Origin of the sequence: Cupriavidus basilensis OR16 (assembly GCF_000243095.1) — a bacterium.
Classification (GTDB): Bacteria; Pseudomonadota; Gammaproteobacteria; order Burkholderiales; family Burkholderiaceae; genus Cupriavidus; species Cupriavidus basilensis_D.
The window spans coordinates 1-19916 of sequence record NZ_AHJE01000192.1; the positions used below are offsets into that span (position 1 = coordinate 1).

Below are 19916 nucleotides of genomic sequence, written 5' to 3' on the forward strand. Positions count from 1 at the left end.
TCCTGTTTGAAGGGCGCGACGCGGCGGGCAAAGGCGGCGTGATCAAGCGCATCACCCAGCGGCTCAATCCGCGCGTGGCCCGGGTGGCGGCGCTGCCGGCGCCCAACGACCGCGAACGCACCCAGTGGTATTTCCAGCGCTATGCCTCGCACCTGCCGGCGGCGGGCGAGATCGTGCTGTTCGACCGCAGCTGGTACAACCGCGCCGGTGTGGAGCGCGTGATGGGCTTTTGCACCGACGACCAGTACGAAGAGTTTTTCCGCTCGGTGCCGGAGTTCGAACGCATGCTGGTGCGCTCCGGCATCCAGGTGATCAAGTACTGGTTCTCGATCTCGGACGAAGAGCAGCACCTGCGCTTCCTCTCCCGCATCCACGATCCGCTCAAGCAGTGGAAGCTCAGCCCCATGGATCTCGAATCCCGCCGGCGCTGGGAGGACTACACCCGCGCCAAGGAAATCATGCTGGAGCGCACGCATATCGACGAGGCACCGTGGTGGGTGGTGCAGGCGGTCGACAAGAAGAAGGCGCGCCTCAACTGCATCCATCACCTGTTGCAGCAGATGCCTTATGAAGAGCGCCTGCAGCCGACCGTGGTGCTGCCGCAGCGCGAGCGGCACGACGATTACGCGCGCCAGCCGGTGCCGGACAACATGATCGTGCCGGAAATCTACTGAGCGGCTGATCCATCCGGCAGGGCCGCGGCCCTGCCGCCCGGGTTGACCAGGCGATCGCCCTCGCCCACGCCGATGAAGGCTGCGGGTGAGCGTGCATCGGCGTAGTCGATCGGCTGCGAGCCGGGCGGGGCGCACGTATTCTTGCATAGTCGCCGCGCGCGGTGCTTGCCGTGGCGCCATGGCCTGATTCCGTTGGCTTGCGCAGCAGCTGTCATGCCAGCCGGCATTCTTTTCCCTCGTTAAAGCTCCTGTCCCGGATGCCGTTATTTGTGTGGCTTAGGCGCGGTGGCGGTGGCGGCGACACGCCAGCAGCGGGCCAGGCGAACGCGAGTCCCCCGTACCGGTCGCCAGCGCGCCCGTACCGCCGGTGCCACCCACGCTGGCGCCGGCCTGCAGCGGCTGCGGCGCCGTGGACGCCAGCAATTACTCCGGTTCCGGCGTCGGCGTCTGGTCCGCCTCCAATACCAACGGCGTGCCAGTCGACGTGCCCGTTGCCATCGGCGGCGTGAACGGCAAGGCCGTGACGCTGCTCTACACCAACGGCGCCGTGGCACAGGCCATGCCGTCCGGCCTGTCGCTGTCGGTGATGCAGCCGGTGCTGGGCAACCTCTCGATCCAGTCGGTTTCCTCCGCGCAGGACGAACAAACGCTGCGCGACATCGCTGAGTTCAACCGCGCCGGCTGGGCCGCGATGGCCGACGGCAAGCGCGTGGCCAGCCTTTCCGAATTCGCGCCGCCACCGCCGCGCGCTTCCGTGGTCAACGATACCAAGAGCTGGTATCACACCGACGGCACCCGGCGCGCCGCCACGCTGGTCAAGCAAGTGACCACGGGCGACGCCACCACCGTCAACATCTGGGTGGAGACCACCGAGTCGGTGCCCGGCAAGATCACCAGCACCATCGTCGACACGCTGGCGGCCGCCTACTCCGGCAGCGGCGGCATCTACGACATGCTGGCCTCGGTCGGCGGTCCGTTGTGGGGTCCGCACAGCTACAACAACCTCATCGCCGGCAGCGGCCAGCCGGTGGATATCGTCGTGCTCAACTTCGACAACAACAACCAGCCATTCGGCACCGTGGGCTATTTCTGGGGCCTGCATAACCTGAAGGCCACCTCGGATGCGCGCAGCAACGAATCGCTGTCGCTCTATCTCGATTCCGAGACCCTGTACCTGGGCGGCGCCGCAGGCATGAAGTCGATGAAGATGACGATGGCGCACGAGGGGATGCATATGCAGAACTTCTACCGCCGCGGCGTCAAGGCCGGCCAGCAGTACGCATTCGACAGCTGGCTGGAAGAAATGTCCGCGATGATGATGGAGGATTTCGCCAGCCAGACCATCGACCCCGCCTACAACGCGATCCGCGACGTGCGCTTCAGGGACTACGTGAGCTACGGCAACGGCAACTACAACTGCAACATGCTGAGCTTCACCGGCTTTGGCGCTACCTGCGAGAGCTATTCGGTGTCGGGCAGCTTCGGCGGCTTCCTTGACCGGCAGCTCGGCCTGGCTTTCTACAAGGACCTGCTGACCCGTACTTCCAGCGTGGATTCCAAGACCGTGCTTGACCAGGCCATCAAGGCCGCGCGCTCCGACTCCGGCTTCAACCAGGAACTGTTGCGCTGGACCGTCACGAGCAATTCGCTGATGCCAGCCGCGTCATCGCCGGCGCGTTACGGCTACCCTGCCCGTGTCGATGGCGGTTTTACGCTCCCGCTGATTGATCCGGACCTGTTCCGTGCCTCGCGCAAGCTGCCGGTGGCCGTGCCCTCCACGTTGCAGCCGTACGGTAGCTTCCCGGTGGTTCGCAGCAATGTGGGTGCCACGTTCAGCGAAACCGTGCGCGTGCCTGCGGGCACTACGCTATCCATCGTGGTGTACTGAACGCGGCGGTGTTCGCCATCTGGACTTGTCAATCCTACAAACGTCATGCGCCGAATCCTGCCTCTGATTGCTGCCCTGTCCGTAGTGCTGGCCGCGTGTGTGCACGCGGTGCCGGCCGGGCGGTCCATCGCCTTGACGGGCACGGTGATGGTCAAGGGCAGCGCCCTGTTCCAGCAGCCGATGCTGGTCACCGCCGATGGCGAGGCGTGGGTGCTCGAAAAATTCCCCGTCGACGCGGCCGAGGCCTTGCGCGGCAAGAAGGTGGGCGTGACCGGCACCGTGCTGCGCGCGAACCAGCCGGGCACGTGGGCGCCGGCCATCCGCGTCGAGCGGATAGAGGCCATGCCGGATGGCGAGCCTGCACGATAAATCCGGCTGGATCAGTCGCTCGGGCCCGCGCGGTCCGGAAACGCCTCTTCCAGTGTCAATACCGTACCTGTCAGGCTGCCGTCATAGCCGGGCAAGGCGTCCACCACCTGCCGGAAACCAGCGCTCCTGAGTGCCGCAACGGCGCCGGCCAGCGCCGGGCTCTGCAGGCGCTCCCGCTCGATGACAAAGAAGTACCGCTCCTTGAGCACTGGCACGAAATCCAACCCGAAGCGGCGCGCCGCGGTTTCCACGCCGAATCCCGCATCCGCCATGCCGCTGCCGATATAGGCGGCCACCGCGGCATGGGTGAACTCTCCATTGCTGTAGCCCTCGATGCGGCTGCTATCGATGCCGCGCGCCTTCAGCATCAGGTCCAGCAGCAGGCGCGTGCCGGAACCGGTCTGGCGGTTGACGAAGCGCACATCGGCGCGGCAGAGATCTTGCAGCGTGGCGACCTGCTTCGGATTGCCGGGGCGCACGAAGATGCCCTGCGAGCGTACCGCCAGTTGGATCAGGCAATGGGTCTCGGGGCGTATCCATGTGGCAAAGCTCGCCAGCATCTCCCGCTCGAATTCGCCGATCGGCACGTGGAAGCCGGCGATGTCGCAAGCGCCTTGCGCAAGCGCAGCAACCGCCTCAAGGCTGCCGCAGTACTTCAGGTCGTGGCGCACCTGGTGCGCGTCCAGGAAATCATGCAGCGCCGCCACCGCGAAGCCATGGCTGGCGTGCAGGCGCAGCGTCGGGCCGGGTTGGTCGACCAGCTTCTTCAGTTCTATTTCCAGTTCCGAGGCCAGGCTCTCCAGCGTGGGTGAGAGCCGCGCGGCAATACGCTTGCTGGCCCACACCAGTTGCTGCGCCAGCGGCGACAGCGCGCTGCCGCGCCCACGGGTCTTGGCAATCAGCGCGCCGCCGAACAGGGTTTGCGCGTCGCGCAGGATGCCCCAGGCGTAGCGGTAGGACAGGCCGGCGGCCTGCGCCGACTGGCTGATGCTGCCGGTGCTCTCGATCTGCCCGAGCAGGGTGACCAGGCGCGAGACGTCAAGCGGCGCGGCGTCGGCCAGGCCGTCGTCACGGATTTGCAGGTGGGGGAGGATGGAGATGCGGATCATATGAGAAAAATAGCATATTGCTCGAACGCGGCCAACTGCCTATAGTCCGCTCAAAGAGGCATAGCACCCGGGAAAAGCCAGCTTAACTGGCCAGGCTAGATGGGGAATGCCAATTTATAGCCCCCCGATATATGAAAAAAATAGCATATAACGTGGTCGCCGCAAGACGGTGTGCCGCGCCCCGCAGCCAATCCTGGCAAGACGCGCAAGCCAATGCGCCACACCGTCTGCCGCCGGCCACCCGCTTCAGCGCTTGCACTGGCCTGTGCTGCGTCACCAGGAGACTTGATGTCTGATTCAGCCGCCGTAGCCGTGCGCGAACGGGTCGCCCGCATCGTGGCCACGCGCCGCGATATGCCGGGCGCCTTGCTGCCCATCCTCCACGAGATCCAGGACACGGTGGGCTACGTGCCCGCCGACGCCTTGCCCGAGATCGCGCGCGCGCTCAACCTGTCGCGCGCCGAGGTGCATGGCGTGGTCACCTTCTATCACCACTTTCGTGACAGCAAGCCGGGCCGGCACGTGGTTCAGGTCTGCCGCGCGGAAGCGTGCCAGTCGGTTGGCAGCGAAGCGCTTGCCGCGCACGCCGAGCGCGCGCTGGGCTGCGGGTTTCATGAAACCACCGCCGATGGCGAGTTCACGCTGGAGCCCGTGTATTGCCTCGGGCAGTGCGCCTGCGGCCCGGCCGTGATGATCGATGGGCGTTTGGCCGGCCGTGTCACGCTGCAGCGTTTCGATGCGCTGCTCAAAGCTTGCGCGGACGTGACCGAGGACCAGGAGGTGCAGGCATGAGCATCACCGTCTTCGTTCCCCGCGATTCGAGCGCGCTGGCCATGGGCGCCGACGATGTGGCCCGCGCCATCGCGCGAGAAGCCGCGGCGCGTGGCGCCAGTGTCGAGCTGGTGCGCAACGGCTCGCGCGGCATGTTCTGGCTCGAGCCGCTGGTCGAGGTGCAGACCGCCGCCGGGCGCGTGGCGTACGGCCCGGTCACGCCGGAGGATGTCGCCGCGCTGTTCGATGCGGACTTCCTGGCAGGCGGCGCGCACGCGCTTGCGCTCGGCCTCACCGGCGAGATTCCCTTCCTGAAAAACCAGGAGCGCCTGACCTTTGCCCGCGTGGGCATTACCGATCCGCTTTCGCTCGCCGACTACACCGCGCATGAGGGCTTCAAGGGCCTGACCCGCGCGCTGGCGCTGGACGGCGCGAAGATCGTGCAGGAGGTCACCGATTCTGGCCTGCGCGGGCGCGGCGGCGCGGCGTTTCCCACCGGCATCAAGTGGCAGACGGTGCTCAAGGCGCCGTCGGCCACCAAGTACGTGGTCTGCAATGCCGACGAGGGCGATTCTGGGACCTTCTCGGACCGCATGGTGATGGAGTGTGATCCCTTCATGCTGATCGAAGGCATGACCATCGCCGGCTTCGCTGTCGGTGCCGAGCACGGCTATATCTACGTGCGCTCGGAATACCCGCACGCCATCGCCATGCTGGAGGCCGCCATCGGCATTGCGCAGGCGGCCGGCTGGCTGGGCGACGATATCCGCGGCAGCGGCCGGCGCTTCCAGCTCGAAGTGCGCAAGGGCGCCGGCGCCTATGTGTGCGGCGAGGAAACCGCGCTGCTGGAAAGCCTGGAGGGCAAGCGCGGCGTGGTGCGCGCCAAACCGCCGCTGCCGGCCATCGAAGGCCTGTTCGGCAAGCCTACCATCATCAATAACGTGATCTCGCTGGCCACGGTGCCGGTGATCCTGGCGCGCGGCGCGCAGTGCTACCGCGACTTCGGCATGGGCCGCTCGCGCGGCACGCTGCCGTTCCAGATCGCCGGCAATGTGCGGCAGGGCGGGTTGGTGGAGAAAGCCTTTGGTGTCACCCTGCGCGAGTTGCTGGAGGACTACGGCCAGGGCACGCGCAGCGGACGGCCCATCCGCGCGGTGCAGGTGGGCGGCCCGCTGGGCGCGTACCTGCCGGTGTCGCGGCTGGATACGCCGATGGACTACGAAGCCTTCGCCGCGTTCGGCGCGGTGCTGGGGCATGGCGGCATTGTCGTGTTCGACGACACCGTCGACATGGCGAAACAGGCCCGCTACGCCATGGAGTTCTGCGCCATCGAATCGTGCGGCAAGTGCACGCCGTGCCGGATCGGCTCCACGCGCGGTGTCGAGGTGATCGACAAGATCATCGCCGGCGACCAGCCGGTGAAGCACGTGAAGCTGGTGCGCGACCTGTGCGACACCATGCTGGGCGGATCGCTGTGCGCCATGGGCGGCATGACGCCGTACCCGGTGCTGTCGGCGCTGGACGCATTCCCGGAAGACTTTGGCGTGGCCGTGCCCGCCAAGGCTGCCTGAGCGCAGCGCCACCGCCTGTCGAACCGGCGCCGCCACCGCGCCCTTTTGAATCACCAGTCACCAGTAAGCGGCCCAGGCCGCAGCGGGAGTCCGCCTTGAACACAAGCAACGAAATCGACTACGGCACGCCGGCTAGCGACGCGCAACAGCTGGTCACCCTTGAGATCGACGGCGTCGACGTCACCGTGCCCGCCGGCACCTCGCTGATGCGCGCCGCCGTGACGGCCGGCGTCAACGTGCCCAAGCTGTGCGCCACCGACAGCCTCAAGTCCTTCGGCTCGTGCCGCCTGTGCCTGGTCGAAATCGAAGGCCGCCGCGGTTTTCCGGCCTCGTGCACGACCCCGGCCGAAGCCGGCATGAAGGTCAAGACCCAGACTGACAAGCTGGCCGACCTGCGCCGCGGCGTGATGGAGCTGTATATCTCCGACCACCCGCTGGACTGCCTGACCTGCCCCACCAACGGCAACTGCGAGCTGCAGGACATGGCCGGCGTGGTGGGCCTGCGCGAGGTGCGCTACGGCTACGACGGCGCCAACCACCGCGCCGAGGCCAAGGACGAGTCCAACCCGTACTTCACCTACGATCCCTCCAAGTGCATCGTGTGCAACCGCTGCGTGCGCGCCTGCGAGGAAACCCAGGGCACCTTCGCGCTCACCATCAGCGGCCGCGGCTTCGACTCGCGCGTGACGGCGGGGCAGGGCGACAGCTTCATGGACTCCGACTGCGTGTCGTGCGGCGCCTGCGTGCAGGCGTGCCCCACCGCCACGTTGGCCGAGACCTCCATCATCCGCATGGGGCAGCCCGAACACAGCAAGGTCACCACCTGCGCTTACTGCGGTGTGGGCTGCGCTTTCAAGGCGGAGATGAAGGGCAACGAAGTGGTGCGCATGGTGCCGTACAAGAACGGCCAGGCCAACGAAGGCCACTCGTGCGTGAAGGGCCGCTTCGCCTTTGGCTATGCGACCCACAAGGACCGCATCCTGAACCCGATGATCCGCGCCAGGATCACCGATCCGTGGCGCGAAGTGTCGTGGGAAGAAGCCATCAGCCACGCAGCCTCGGAGTTCAAGCGGATCCAGGCCAAGCATGGCCGTGACTCCATCGGCGGCATCGTGTCCTCGCGCTGTACCAACGAGGAGGGCTACCTGGTGCAAAAGCTGGTGCGCGCCGCCTTCGGCAACAACAACGTCGATACCTGCGCGCGGGTTTGCCACTCGCCCACCGGCTACGGCCTCAAGCAGACGCTGGGCGAATCCGCCGGCACGCAGACCTTCCGCTCGGTGGAGAAGGCCGATGTCATCATGGTGATGGGCGCCAACCCCACCGACGGCCACCCGGTCTTTGCCTCGCGCATGAAGAAGCGCCTGCGCGCCGGCGCCAAGCTGATCGTGATCGATCCGCGCCGCATCGACCTGGTCGATTCGCCGCACGTGCGCGCCGATTTCCACCTGCAACTGCGCCCCGGCACCAATGTGGCCGTGGTGACCTCGCTGGCGCATGTCATCGTGAGTGAAGGCCTGATGGCTGATTCGTTCATCGCCGAGCGCTGCGAGGACCGCGCCTTCCAGCAATGGCGCGACTTCGTCATGCTGCCGGAGAACTCGCCGGAAGCCATGGCGGAGATCACCGGCATTCCCGCCGAGCAGTTGCGCGGCGCGGCACGCCTGTACGCCACCGGCGGCAACGCAGCGATCTATTACGGCCTGGGCGTGACCGAACACGCGCAGGGCTCCACCACCGTGATGGGCATCGCCAACCTCGCCATGTGCACCGGCAATATCGGCCGCGAAGGCGTGGGCGTGAACCCGCTGCGTGGCCAGAACAACGTGCAGGGCTCCTGCGATATCGGCTCGTTCCCGCATGAGCTGCCGGGCTACCGCCACGTTTCGGACTCCACCACGCGCGGCCTGTTCGAATCCGCCTGGAACGTGGAGATCAGCCCGGAACCCGGCCTGCGCATTCCCAATATGTTCGAGGCGGCGCTGTCGGGCAGCTTCATGGGCCTGTACTGCCAGGGCGAGGACATCGTCCAGTCCGACCCGAATACGCAGCATGTGTCGGCGGCGCTGTCGGCCATGGAGTGCATCGTGGTGCAGGACATCTTCCTCAACGAGACCGCCAAGTACGCGCACGTATTCCTGCCGGGCTCGTCCTTCCTGGAAAAGGACGGCACTTTCACCAACGCCGAACGCCGCATCTCGCGCGTGCGCAAAGTGATGCCGCCCAAGGCGCGCTATGCCGACTGGGAAGCCACCGTGCTGCTGTCCAACGCGCTGGGGTACCCGATGGCGTACAAGCATCCGTCCGAAATCATGGACGAGATCGCGCGGCTCACGCCCACCTTCAGCGGCGTCAGCTACCAGCGCCTGGAAGAACTCGGCAGCATCCAGTGGCCGTGCAACGACGCCGCGCCGCAAGGCACGCCCACCATGCATATCGACGCGTTCGTGCGCGGCAAGGGCAAGTTCATCATCACGCGCTACGTACCCACCGCCGAGCGCGTCAATCGCAAGTTCCCGCTGATCCTCACCACGGGCCGCATCCTGTCGCAGTACAACGTGGGCGCGCAGACGCGCCGCACCGAGAACGTGATGTGGCACGACGAGGACCGCCTGGAGATCCATCCGCACGACGCCGAGGAGCGCGGCATCAAGGACGGCGACTGGGTCGGCGTGCAAAGCCGCGCGGGCGAAACCGTGCTGCGCGCCATTGTCAGCGAGCGCATGCAGCCGGGGGTGGTCTACACCACCTTCCACTTCCCCGAATCCGGCGCCAATGTGATCACCACCGACAACTCGGACTGGGCCACCAACTGCCCCGAGTACAAGGTCACCGCGGTGCAGGTCATGCCGGTGGCACAGCCGTCCGAATGGCAGCGCCAGTATCGCGACTTCCATGATCAGCAGATGCAGTTGCTGCAAGCGGCCAGCGCCGAGGCAGGGTCGGCATGACGGCCTGCGAACTCGCCATGGCCAGCTCCGATGCGGCGGCGCTCACCGATGCCGAGCCGCCTACGCACAGCACCTTCACCGTCAATCGCTGCCGGCTGGGCGAGCTGGCGCTGGAGAACGACGAGATCGCCGAGGAGGTGCCGGTCGCGCTCGAGTACAACGGCATCTCCCATGCGGTCATGCTGGCCTCGCCGGCCGATCTAGAAGACTTCGCATTGGGTTTCAGCCTGAGCGAGGGGCTGGTGGCCAGCCCGCGCGACGTCTATGAGATTGAGACCGAGGTCCGCCCCGAGGGTATCGCGGTGCGGTTGCGCATCGCGGCGCAAGCCTTTGCTGCGCTCAAGGATCGGCGCCGCGCGATGGCGGGCCGCACTGGCTGCGGGCTGTGCGGCACGGAGTCGCTGCAGGAAGTCATGCGCGCGCCGGCGCCGGTCAGCAGTAGCGCGAGCTTCAGCGACGCGGTGCTGTACGCCGCGTTCGGGCAGCTGCAGACGCGCCAGGAACTGCTACGCCATACCGGCTCCACGCACGCCGCCGCCTGGCTGCGCGCGGACGGCCAGGTAGCATTGGTCCGCGAGGACGTGGGCCGTCACAACGCGCTTGATAAACTGATCGGCGCGCTCGCACGCACCGGCGAGGACCGCTCGCGCGGCGCCGTGCTGGTCACCAGCCGGGCCAGCTACGAGATGGTGCTGAAGACGGCCAGCGCCGGCGTTGGCGTGCTGGCCGCCGTCTCAGGCCCGACCGCGCTGGCGGTGCGCCTGGCGCTCGATGCCGGCGTCACGCTGGCCGGCTTTGTGCGCGCCGGGCGCCACGTGGTCTACTCTCACCCCCAACGTTTGCACAGCAGGACGGAACAGGCATGAACTCCGACAATCTCGTCAAGATGGCGAACCAGATCGGCACCTTCTTCGAGGCCATGCCGGACCGCGAGGAAGCGGTGGCCGATATCGCCGGCCATATCAAGCGCTTCTGGGAGCCGCGCATGCGGCGCGCGTTGCTGGCGCGGCTGGACAGCCATGAAGATGCCGGGCTGGACGAGATTGTCCTGCTGGCGGTGACGCGGCATCGGGGGGTGTTGGAGTGAATGGGGGAAGGGGGGGCGGCGTTTCTTTGATCGGCGATGGTTATTGCACGCCGATCAATCAAACAGCGACCCGCCCCCCCCCAAACACCAACCCATCCCCTACTTCAACCTCAACGGCTCCAACAACGCCGCATCATATTCCCCCCTCCCAATCCTCCCCAACTCCAGCATCCGCAGCAAGATATAAGCCTGCCGCTGCCGGGCGCGCCGAGGATTTACCACGGGGTTATTCGCCGAAGGTGCCTTGGGCAACCCGGCCAGCATCGCGCATTCGGCCAACGTCAGTTCCCCCACCGGCTTGCCAAAATACGTCTCGGCTGCTTCGGAAAAACCATAAGCCCCTTGCCCAAGATAGACCTTGTTCATATAGAGCTCGAGGATCTCATCCTTGCTCATCGCGTGCTCGATCCGGTAAGCCAGCAGCACCTCGTACAGCTTGCGCGTATAGGTCTTCTCCCGCGAGAGGAAGAAGTTGCGCGCTACCTGCATGGTAATGGTGGAGGCGCCCTGCGACAGCTCATCGGACAGGTTGGCCACGCCGGCGCGAATCACGCCGACATAGTCGATGCCGTCATGCAGGTAGAAGCGGTCGTCCTCGATCGCCACCACCGCCTGGGTGAGCTTGGGCGGTATGTCGCCGATGGGCACATAGCCGGGGGACTGGCGGAAGGTGGCGAGGGCGTCCAGCGTGGGCAGCTGGCGCTGAGCGACGAGCACGGCGAGCGTGCCGAGCAACGCCGCGCCCAGGATGAGCAGCAGCACCAGCTTGAGAAAATTCGACCAGAGACGTTCCATGGGCCGTATTGTGCCAGCACGGGCCCTGCACCTCCCCAAGCGGGCCTGCCGGCTCAGGCTGCCGGCGGCGTCACGCCAAGGTCCTTCGCCAGCGTTTGCAGGTTGCGCCAGATTGCCGGATTCACTTCCAGGTGGGTGGTGGTAAGCGCGCGGTTGGCGGCTTCGAACTCGCCCGGGTACTGCACGCTGTCAAAGCCCGGGGCGGGCGGGGTGTCGTGCAGGTAGTTGACGAAGGCTTCCACCTCCCCGCTTTGCCAGCTTAGTCCCAGGTCGAGCTCCGGGTTCATCAGCACCGCGAACATATTGTTGGTGGCCACGCCGCCGCGCGGGTTGTCCGGTTGGATGGTGCCGCCGCCGGACAGGACGCCCGCCAGCAGTTCGGCTACCACGCCGAGCGCATAGCCTTTGTGACCGCCGAAGGGCAGCAGCGCGCCCGGGTGTTCGCTGAACATGGCCCCGGCATCCGTGGTGGGGTTGCCGTCGCTGTCGATGATGCTGTTCTCCGGCGCGGGCTCGCCTTTCTCGGCCAGCACGCGGGCTTTGTTGATGGCGATGGCGCTGGTGGCGATGTCGACCACCAGGGGCGGGCGGCCGTTGGGCATCGGCCCGGCGAAGCACAGCGGGTTGGTGGTCAGCCGCGCGGTGCGGCCGCCGTAAGGGGCCACCACCGGAGAGCGGTTGATCACGTTGGTGAAGCTCAGCAGCACGAAGCGCTCCTTGGCCACCATCGCGCCGTAGTGGCCCATGCGGCCCAGGTGGTGCGAGCGGCGCAGCGTGACGATGCAGTGGCCGTGCTGGCGCACCCGCTCGATGGCGGTCTCGATGACGCGCTTGCCCACGTGCTGGCCGAAGCCGCCGTTGCCGTCGAACACCAGCAGGCTGTCGCGGTCGAGCACGCATTCGGCGCGGCCTTGCGGGTTGACGTTGCCAGTTGCGAGCGAGCGCTGGTAGTTGGGCAGGATCGACAGCCCGTGGCTGGTATAGCCGCAGCGGTCGGACTCGACCAGGTGCTCGGCCACGTCGTTGGCGATATCGGTCGGCACGCCCTGCGCGCAAAGCAGGTCGCGGGCGAACTGCGTGGCGGATTCCAGTGTGATTTTCATGTTCGGTCCTTGTCTCGGTGCGCGCTCAGATCCAACCCAGCCAGCGCCAGTAGGTGGCGGCGAACAGCAGCATCAGGGCGTAGCCGATCACCGTCAACGGGATGCCGACCTTGGCGAACTGTTTGCCGTTGAAGGTGTCCGTGCCCAGGCAAACCATGTTTTGCGGCGCGTTGATCGGCAGGATGAAGCCGAAGCTCACGGTAAAGCCAAGCAGCATCGTCAGGCCGATCTGGTTGATACTGCCCGGCAGCGTCTGCAGCACCGAGATCAGGATCGGCAGCAGCGCCGCGGTGAGCGCTGTGGCGCTGGCAAAGCCAAGGTGAATCAGGATCAGGAAGGCGGCCAGGATAGCGAACACCAGGATCGGGCCTTGCGTGGCGAGCCCGGAGTTGGCTACCACGAACTTGCCCAGCCACTGGCCGGCCTGCGTGGTGAGCAGCGCGGTGCCCAGGCTGATGCCCACGCCGAACACGATCAGCGTGCCCCATGGCGTGCGCTGCTGCATGGTCTTCCAGTCCATCACGCCGATGCGCGGCATCATCAGGAGCACCAGGCCAACGAAGGTCACGGTGGCGGTGTCGAACTGATGCAGCTTGCCCTCGGTCGCCCAGAACAGCAGCAGCCCGATGGACACGGCGGCAAGCCGCTTCTGCGGGCCGCTCATCGGGCCCAGTCCGGCGAGTTCCTTCTGCACGGCGTCCTTGCCGCCGGGGATGGCTTCGGTTTCTGCGGGCAGCAGGAAACGCACCAGGAAATACAGCACGACCGACATCACGATGGCCCATGGCGCGCCGGCGATCAGCCATTGCAGCCAGGTGATACGCTCACCCAGCAGCTTATCCATGAAGCCTACCGTCAGCAGGTTCTGCGCGGCGGCGGTCTGGATGCCGACGTTCCAGATGCTGGTGGCCATGGCCACGGTGATCATGATGCCGGCTGCGATATTCGATTTCTTGTCGACCCCGAACGCCGCGATGACGCCCATCATGATCGGTACCACGCACGCGCTGCGCGCGGTGGCGCTTGGCACCACCAGCGACAGCGCGATGGTCACCGCGATGCTGCCGATCAGGATGCGCCGCGTGCTGGTGCCGATGGCCGACAGCGTGACCAGCGCGATGCGCCGGTCGAGCCCGGTCACCGTCATCGCCGCCGAGATAAAGAGGGCGGCGGCAACCAGCGCCAGCGCGGTGTTGGAGAAACCGGCCAGCGCCATGCCGAGCGCGCGGGAGGTGCCGTATTGCGTGGCCGGGTCGGCCACCGTGGGCGCGAAGCCGATCAGCGCGGCCATCAGCGACGTGATCATGATGGCGCTTGCCTCGTAGGAGACAGCCTCGGTGATCCACACCACGATGGCAAAGGCGAGGATGGCCAGCATGCGGTGGCCCGCCACTGGCAGGTCCGGGGGCAGGGGCAGGGCTAGTATGCCGATCAGTACCAGGACGGCGGCGTAGAGCCCCCATGGCGTGGACTTATTGGGCGCGGCTTGCGGCACGGCGGCAGCTACACCGATGGCGGTGGGGGCCGCCGCGCGGACGGCTTGGGTTGGAGTGCGCGGATCTGTCATCGCTTTCCCTTTTCTTGTCTTGTTGATCTTGGCTCAACACGGAAAGGCGGACGTCACGCGCGGGCAAGTGGCTAGCCTGTGACTGGCAGGGTGGCGGCGTCGTTCGGCGGTCTCCCGTGAAGACCTGGCGGATGCGGGAGACCGGCTGGCGGCCGGACTGCCGCGTTCGCCATGGGGAAATTATCGTGCCGGCCAACCGCGCCTGTCGAGGGTGGATCCGGGCGCATATGACGCGGATCAAGGAAGTGGTTCGCAGCGGGAAACTTCGATGCGCCATGCAGTCTGACTTTCAGATCATTGCGCTACAAGGGCTTGCGCACGACGCGCAGCCAGCGCAATAGCCGGCGGCCCCGCACGCTTGCGTGCCGCGCGAAGTGATCTGAGAATATTGGAGTGCATGATGAAGGTTTTAGTGAGAGGGCTACGTGCCGAAGTCGACGCTTGCGCGCTGCGCGCAGCATTGGCCGCCTACGTGCGGGTCAAGGACATTGAGCTGATCCGCGAGGGCGACCATGCCCATCCGTGGGCCTGGGTCGACCTGGATCTCGACGATGTGGACCCGATGAGCGTGTGGAAACTGGTGGCGAAGCTCGATCACCGCTATATTGCTGGCTGCCATACGCGCTGGCATGTGCCGGCCTATCGCACGCGCTGATCCGCTGCCACATGCGGCGCGGCGCGCGCGCAACCGAACGACAAAGACAGGGCAGGGACACGATGCAGGGAAACATGGCCAATATTTCCGATAAGGCGGTGCGCCATCACCAGATGCCGGCGTACCGGGCAACGCACCGCTCGCGCTGGACAACGTGGTCAATCTGCGCGACCTCGGCGGCCTCGCCGCGCGCGATGGCCGCCGTGTGCGTGGCGGCAAGCTGTTTCGCAGCGGCAACCCGGGCCTGGCCAGCGCGGCGGATATGGAACGGTTGCGTGCGCTGCAGCTGGACGTGGTGATCGACTTCCGCTCGCCCGGTGAGAAAACCGCGGCGGAAAGCCCCTTTGGCGAGGCCTTCCGCTGGGTCGCCACGCCGGTACTGGAAGGCAGCATGTCGATGGCCGAACTGATGCCGCGATTGCGCGAGGGCAGCGCGGCGCAGATGGAGGCCTTCATGCTGGAGGTCTATGGTGACTTCCCGCGCAAGTACCAGGCTGCCTTCGGCGGATTCCTGAAAACCGCGGAGCAGGGCGGCAACCTGCTGTACCACTGCACCGCGGGCAAGGATCGCACCGGCTTTGCGTCGCTGTTGCTGCTGGCCGGCCTGGGCGTGGAGCGTGCCACGATCATGGCCAACTACCTGGAATCGAATCACTGGAACCAGGGCTTCAACCAGAAGATGAGTGCCGGCGCCGCGCAGTTTGGCGTCGATCCCGCGGTGATGTGGCCGTTGCTGGCGGTGAAGGCCTCTTACCTGGAAGCCTCGATGCACGCCATAGAGCAGGACTACGGCGGCATCGATGCCTACCTGGCCGACGTGCTCAAGGTGGATGCCGAGCGCTTGCGCCAGGCCTATCTCGAACGCGATTAGCGATCCTTGTCTCCAAGGAGCTTTGCGAGCGCGTCATCCCCCAACGGACCGTTAGCGCACCGCCGGCCATCGTAGCAATGCGAGGCTGGCGGCCGGCAGGACTATAGCCCGGCCGCGGTCGCTCGTGGGGTCGTTTTTGCCAATGTCAGAACTTGTCAGCTTTTCGGGCCGGGCGTTGGATAGAGTCGGAATCCATAGAAATGTCTCCGATTCCATTCTCCAATGCCTAGTCCTGTTACCTGTTCTTACGGCCGCGTGCCCGCACGTGTGCGGCAGCTAGTAGGTCTGTGGCTGACCGCCTTGGCGGCAGGTCCTGTCTTCGCGCAGACGCCGCCCGATGCCGGCGCGCTGCGCCAGCAGATCGAGCCGGAGCTGCCGCCGGCCTTGCCAAAGCCCGTGGCGCCGGATCGTTCGGCGCCGCCACCACCCATGCGGCAGCGCGGCGAGGTCACCATGACCGTCAAGGCCTTCCGCTTCGCAGGTAATACCCTGGTGACCGAGGCGCAGCTCGCGCCGGTGGTGGCGGGCTATCTGAACCGGCCGCTGGATTTCAACGAACTGCAGGCCGCCGCTGCGGCTGTGGCCAACGCCTACCGCGGAGCAGGGTGGGTGGTGCAGGACATTCGCGATGGTGTGGTCACCATTCAGGTCGTGGAGGCGCTGTTCGGCGGTGTGCGCATCCAAGGTGACGGGCCGGCACGGGTCAGCCGCGAGCGCATCCTGAACGGCTTCGCCGCGCACCAGGCCGTGGGCCAGCCGTTGAATACGGAGACGCTGGACCGTGCGTTGCTGCTGGCCAACGATCTGCCGGGCGTGTCGCTGGTGGGACGCCTGCAACCGGGCGCGCAGGAGCACGAGACGGACCTGGCGTTGAATTTCGTGGAAACGCCGCTGGCGACTGGCAATGTGGCCATGGACAACCAGGGCGCGCGCTCCACCGGGGCCGGGCGGCTGGTGGGCAATGCCAGCGTGAACAGTCTGGCGGGCTTCGGCGACCAGCTGCTGGCCAACGGCTTGCTGAGCGAGGGCTACCGCTACCTGCGGCTAGGCTACACGGTGCCGGTGGGCTATGACGGCTGGCGCGTCGGCGCCAATGCCTCGCGGCTGGACTACCGGCTGGTGACCGATGACTTCAAGGCACTGAACGCGCGTGGCAATTCCAATACGGTAGGCCTGGAGGCCAGCTATCCGCTCATCCGTGCGCGCCAGCGCAACCTGTATTTCGTCGCCAACTACGACCACAAGACTTACGACAACGAGGCCAGCCAGGTCACCACCAGCCGCTATTTCGACAATACGCTGAGCCTGGGCCTGAGCGGCAACCTGTTCGACAACCTGGGCCGGGGCGGCTCCAACACGGCCAGCGCGATTTTCACCGGAGGCAGCCTGAACCTGGGCCAGTCGCCCACGCAGGCCGCCGACGCTATGACGCTGCGTACCGCGGGCCAGTTTCTCAAGCTGCGCTACGGCATGTCGCGCCAGCAAGTGCTGACCGATGCACTGTCGGCCACGGCCATGCTGTCCGGGCAGGTGGCCAGCAAGAACCTGGATTCGTCGGAGAAGTTCTACCTGGGCGGTCCGAGCGGTGTGCGCGCCTACCCGATCGGCGAGGGCGGCGGCAGCGAGGGGCAACTGGTCAACCTGGAGTTGCGCTGGCGCTTGCCGTACGGGGTGTCGCTGTCTGGCTTCTATGACTGGGGCCACGTCACGGTCAATCGGGACAACAACTTCCCCGGCGCACCGCTGGTCAACAGCTACCACCTGCAAGGGGCGGGGCTGGCCGTGCAGTGGCAGCCCGGGCGCGGGGCGAACCTGGGCGCGACCTGGGCGCACCGCATCGGCGGCAATCCGAACGCCACGCCGTCCGGCAAGGACCAGGACGGCTCCCTGATCAAAAACCGCATCTGGCTGACCGCCAGCCTGTCGTTCTAAGTTTCCCGGAAGTCCGTCTATGAACAAGATCTATCGCCTGATCTGGAGCGAACTCGTGCGTGCCTGGGTCGTCGTGGCAGAGACCGCGCGCAGTCGCGGCAAGGCCAGCCGCGGCGTGGGCTGCGTCGCAACGCACGCGCGCCTTGCCATCAAGCCGCTGGTAGCGGCACTGGCCGGCATCGGCCTGGCGCATGCGGCACCGCCGGCGCCGAACCAGTTGCCCACCGGCGGGCAGGTGGCGGCGGGGCAGGCCAGCATCAGCACCAGCGGCAACACGACGAACGTCACGCAGACCTCGCAGAGCGCGGTGGTCAACTGGCAGAGCTTCAACGTGGGCAGCGCGGCCACGGTCAATTTCCAGCAGCCCTCGGCCGGCGCTGCCATCCTCAACCGCGTGCTGGACAGCAACCCCAGCCAGATCTACGGCAACATCAACGCGCCGGGGCAGGTGTTCTTCGTCAACCCGGCAGGCATGTACTTCGGGCCGACCGCCAGCGTCAACGTGGGCAGCCTGGTGGCGACCACGCACGGCATTAGCGATGCGAACTTCATGGCGGGCAACTACCGCTTCACGCGCAACGGCGCCACCGGCAGCATCGTCAACGACGGGCAGATCACGGCCGCGCTGGGCGGATACATCGCACTGCTGGCACCGGAGGTGCGCAACCGCGGCGTCATCGTGGCGCAACTGTGCACGGTGGCGCTGGCCGCGGGCGAGGCCTACGAACTGCAGTTCGGCGGCAACAACACGCTGGCCAACCTGCTGGTGACGCCGGCGACCATCCAGGCGCTGGTGGAGAACGGCAACGCCGTGCGCGCGTCGGGCGGGCTGATCATCCTGTCGGCGCAGGCCGCCGACCGCCTGCAGGGCGGCGTGGTGCGCAACACCGGGGCGCTGGAGGCGACCGGCCTGACCAGCGACGGGGGCACGGTGCGCCTGCTGGCCAGCGACGCCATCCAGCTGAGCGGCACCATCCATGCCGACGCCGCCGCGCAGGGCGCGGGCAAGGGCGGTAGCGTGATCGCGATCGCCGACCTGGGCAATGCCAACAGCCTGACCACCGTGGATGGCGCCATCAGCGCGCGCGGCGGCAACCTGGGGGGCGATGGCGGCTTCGTGGAGACGTCGGGCTCGCACGTGAAGATCGCGGATAGCGCGACGGTGGATACGCGCGCGCCGCAGGGCAAGACCGGGAACTGGCTGATCGACCCGAACAACTACACCATTGCCGCGTCGGGCGGCGACATCACCGGCGCGGCGCTGAGCGCGAAGCTGGCCACCAGCAATGTCACGATCAGCTCCACCGATGGCGCCACGGCGGGGACCAGCACCACCGACAACGGCAGCATCCACGTCAACGATGCGGTGACGTGGAACGCCAACACGCTGACGTTGAACGCGCAGAACAATATCAACTTCAATGCCGTGGCCAGCGTGAGCGGGCAGGGCTCGCTGGCGATGAACACCGGGTTGGCAAACCAAGGCGGCAATCCGGTGGTGGATGGCACCGTACGGATGGGAGTCAGCCTGAATGGTGGTGGCTTCACCGGGCGTGTCGATTTCAGTTCGAGCGGCAGCCTGGCCATCAACGGCAATACCTACACGCAGATCAAGTCGCAGTCGGACTTGCAGAACCTGTCGCTGAACGGATACTACTTCCTAGGCAGCGACGTGGCGCTGAGCGGCGCCTTCACGCCGATTGGCATGGCGGGTGCCAACCTTGGGGCCTTTACCGGGGCATTTGACGGACTGGGGCACCGGATCTCCGGGCTTGAGATCAACCTGCCGACGACGGACAAGGTAGGCTTGTTCTCGCAGAACAGCGGAGCCATCCGCAATGTCGGCCTTGTACTCGGCCCTGGTGGCGTGACCGGGAAGGGAGAGGTCGGGGCCTTGGTCGGCTATGAATTCCAAGGCACGGTCGGCAATAGCTACGTCAGCGGTAGCGGGAAAGTCTCGGGCTACGGTTGACGTGACGGCTCCAAACTCGACCAACGTAGGTGGTCTCGTCGGTTTTGTCGAGAACACCGCTGATGCCCAGATGATCTACGGCAACTACTTGCCTTGGGGGCTGTACTGGGATTACGCAACCGGATCGGTCACCGGCAAGTTAGCGGTCGGCGGGCTGTTCGGGCAATACGTCAATCCTTTTTCTGATTACCTGTCGGCCTCTTTTGCCACGGGAGCGGTCAGTGGGGGCGACGCTGTTGGTGGCCTGATCGGGATCGCTTTGGGGCACATCGAGCAAAGCTATGCCACGGGATCCGTATCGGCCACCGGTGTCAAGTCCTATGCTGCCAGAGCAGGTGGCCTGGTCGGCTATTCAAGCTCGACGCTGATCCTTAACAGCTATGCCACGGGAGACGTCACTGCCACGATTTCCGGCAAGGGCTCGGTCTATGCAGGTGGATTGGTTGGGCAATTGGAGGCTGCCAACCTACCCTTGCAACAGATCGATACGAGCTATGCGAGCGGGCTGGTAAACAATGGCAGTGGAGGCGGGCTGATCGGCGGGGCGAGCGGCTCCCTTCCTCCCTCCGATACCGTGTGGGGAGTCTGGAACAATCAAAAC

General features: G+C 66.2%; 17 protein-coding genes. 13 read left to right on the top strand and 4 right to left on the bottom strand.

Features of this window, described 5'->3' with window-relative positions:
• The 3 genes from ppk2 to OR16_RS37560 all read left to right on the top strand — a co-directional run.
• A partial coding sequence (gene ppk2, locus OR16_RS37545; RefSeq protein WP_043422763.1) for a polyphosphate kinase 2 occupies positions 1-674 on the top strand: 674 nt, incomplete at its 5' end.
• Positions 675-1041: 367 nt separating this feature from the next.
• Positions 1042-2562 carry a M30 family zinc metallopeptidase gene (locus OR16_RS37555; protein WP_006164417.1) on the top strand — a complete coding sequence of 507 codons (1521 nt, stop codon included), beginning with the start codon at positions 1042-1044 and terminating at the stop codon, positions 2560-2562.
• 45 nt (positions 2563-2607) lie between these two features.
• Positions 2608-2931: a hypothetical protein gene (locus OR16_RS37560; RefSeq protein ID WP_006164419.1), complete on the top strand. Its 324-nt coding sequence runs from the start codon at positions 2608-2610 to the stop codon at positions 2929-2931.
• A gap of 11 nt (positions 2932-2942) precedes the next feature.
• Here OR16_RS37560 and OR16_RS37565 read toward each other — a convergent pair whose 3' ends face one another.
• Entirely contained in the window at positions 2943-4040 is a 1098-nt protein-coding gene (locus OR16_RS37565) for a substrate-binding domain-containing protein (RefSeq protein ID WP_006164421.1), read from the bottom strand.
• Positions 4041-4328: 288 nt separating this feature from the next.
• Between OR16_RS37565 and OR16_RS37570 the strand changes: the two genes are divergently transcribed.
• From OR16_RS37570 to OR16_RS37590, 5 genes are all read left to right on the top strand, one after another.
• Positions 4329-4832 carry a formate dehydrogenase subunit gamma gene (locus tag OR16_RS37570; RefSeq protein ID WP_006164422.1) on the top strand — a complete coding sequence of 168 codons (504 nt, stop codon included), beginning with the start codon at positions 4329-4331 and terminating at the stop codon, positions 4830-4832.
• Positions 4829-6382, top strand: a complete 1554-nt coding sequence (locus tag OR16_RS37575; protein WP_006164423.1) for a formate dehydrogenase beta subunit — start codon at positions 4829-4831, stop codon at positions 6380-6382. The genes OR16_RS37570 and OR16_RS37575 overlap by 4 nt, the downstream gene beginning before the upstream one ends.
• A 95-nt stretch (positions 6383-6477) precedes the next feature.
• The gene (gene fdhF / locus OR16_RS37580; protein ID WP_006164425.1) at positions 6478-9333 is read left to right on the top strand and encodes a formate dehydrogenase subunit alpha; all 2856 of its coding nucleotides are present in this window, start codon (positions 6478-6480) and stop codon (positions 9331-9333) included.
• Positions 9330-10199, top strand: a complete 870-nt coding sequence (gene fdhD, locus OR16_RS37585) for a formate dehydrogenase accessory sulfurtransferase FdhD (protein WP_006164427.1) — start codon at positions 9330-9332, stop codon at positions 10197-10199. Before fdhF ends, fdhD begins: the two co-directional genes overlap by 4 nt.
• Positions 10196-10420, top strand: coding sequence for a formate dehydrogenase subunit delta (locus OR16_RS37590; protein ID WP_006164428.1), 225 nt, complete (start codon positions 10196-10198; stop codon positions 10418-10420). The genes fdhD and OR16_RS37590 overlap by 4 nt, the downstream gene beginning before the upstream one ends.
• A 99-nt stretch (positions 10421-10519) precedes the next feature.
• Here the strand turns inward: OR16_RS37590 and OR16_RS37595 are convergent, their stop codons facing one another.
• From OR16_RS37595 to OR16_RS37605, 3 genes are read right to left on the bottom strand one after another with little or no spacing between them, the layout of a single operon-like run.
• Positions 10520-11215: a transglycosylase domain-containing protein gene (locus OR16_RS37595; protein WP_006164430.1), complete on the bottom strand. Its 696-nt coding sequence runs from the start codon at positions 11213-11215 to the stop codon at positions 10520-10522.
• Positions 11216-11268: 53 nt separating this feature from the next.
• Entirely contained in the window at positions 11269-12318 is a 1050-nt protein-coding gene (locus OR16_RS37600) for an Ldh family oxidoreductase (RefSeq protein WP_006164432.1), read from the bottom strand.
• A 25-nt stretch (positions 12319-12343) separates the two neighbouring features.
• Positions 12344-13885 carry a DASS family sodium-coupled anion symporter gene (locus OR16_RS37605; protein ID WP_006164434.1) on the bottom strand — a complete coding sequence of 514 codons (1542 nt, stop codon included), beginning with the start codon at positions 13883-13885 and terminating at the stop codon, positions 12344-12346.
• A 400-nt stretch (positions 13886-14285) separates the two neighbouring features.
• Here OR16_RS37605 and OR16_RS37610 point away from each other — a divergent pair, with 400 nt between their 5' ends.
• From OR16_RS37610 to OR16_RS37630, 5 genes are all read left to right on the top strand, one after another.
• Positions 14286-14540, top strand: coding sequence for a hypothetical protein (locus OR16_RS37610; RefSeq protein ID WP_006164437.1), 255 nt, complete (start codon positions 14286-14288; stop codon positions 14538-14540).
• Positions 14541-14694: 154 nt separating this feature from the next.
• Entirely contained in the window at positions 14695-15411 is a 717-nt protein-coding gene (locus tag OR16_RS37615) for a tyrosine-protein phosphatase (protein WP_006164439.1), read from the top strand.
• 300 nt (positions 15412-15711) lie between these two features.
• Positions 15712-17343 carry a ShlB/FhaC/HecB family hemolysin secretion/activation protein gene (locus OR16_RS37620; protein ID WP_006164440.1) on the top strand — a complete coding sequence of 544 codons (1632 nt, stop codon included), beginning with the start codon at positions 15712-15714 and terminating at the stop codon, positions 17341-17343.
• A gap of 19 nt (positions 17344-17362) precedes the next feature.
• Positions 17363-19315, top strand: a complete 1953-nt coding sequence (locus OR16_RS37625) for a filamentous hemagglutinin N-terminal domain-containing protein (RefSeq protein WP_006164441.1) — start codon at positions 17363-17365, stop codon at positions 19313-19315.
• 1 nt (position 19316) lies between these two features.
• On the top strand, positions 19317-19916 hold a 600-nt coding region (locus OR16_RS37630), incomplete at its 3' end, for a GLUG motif-containing protein (RefSeq protein WP_006164443.1).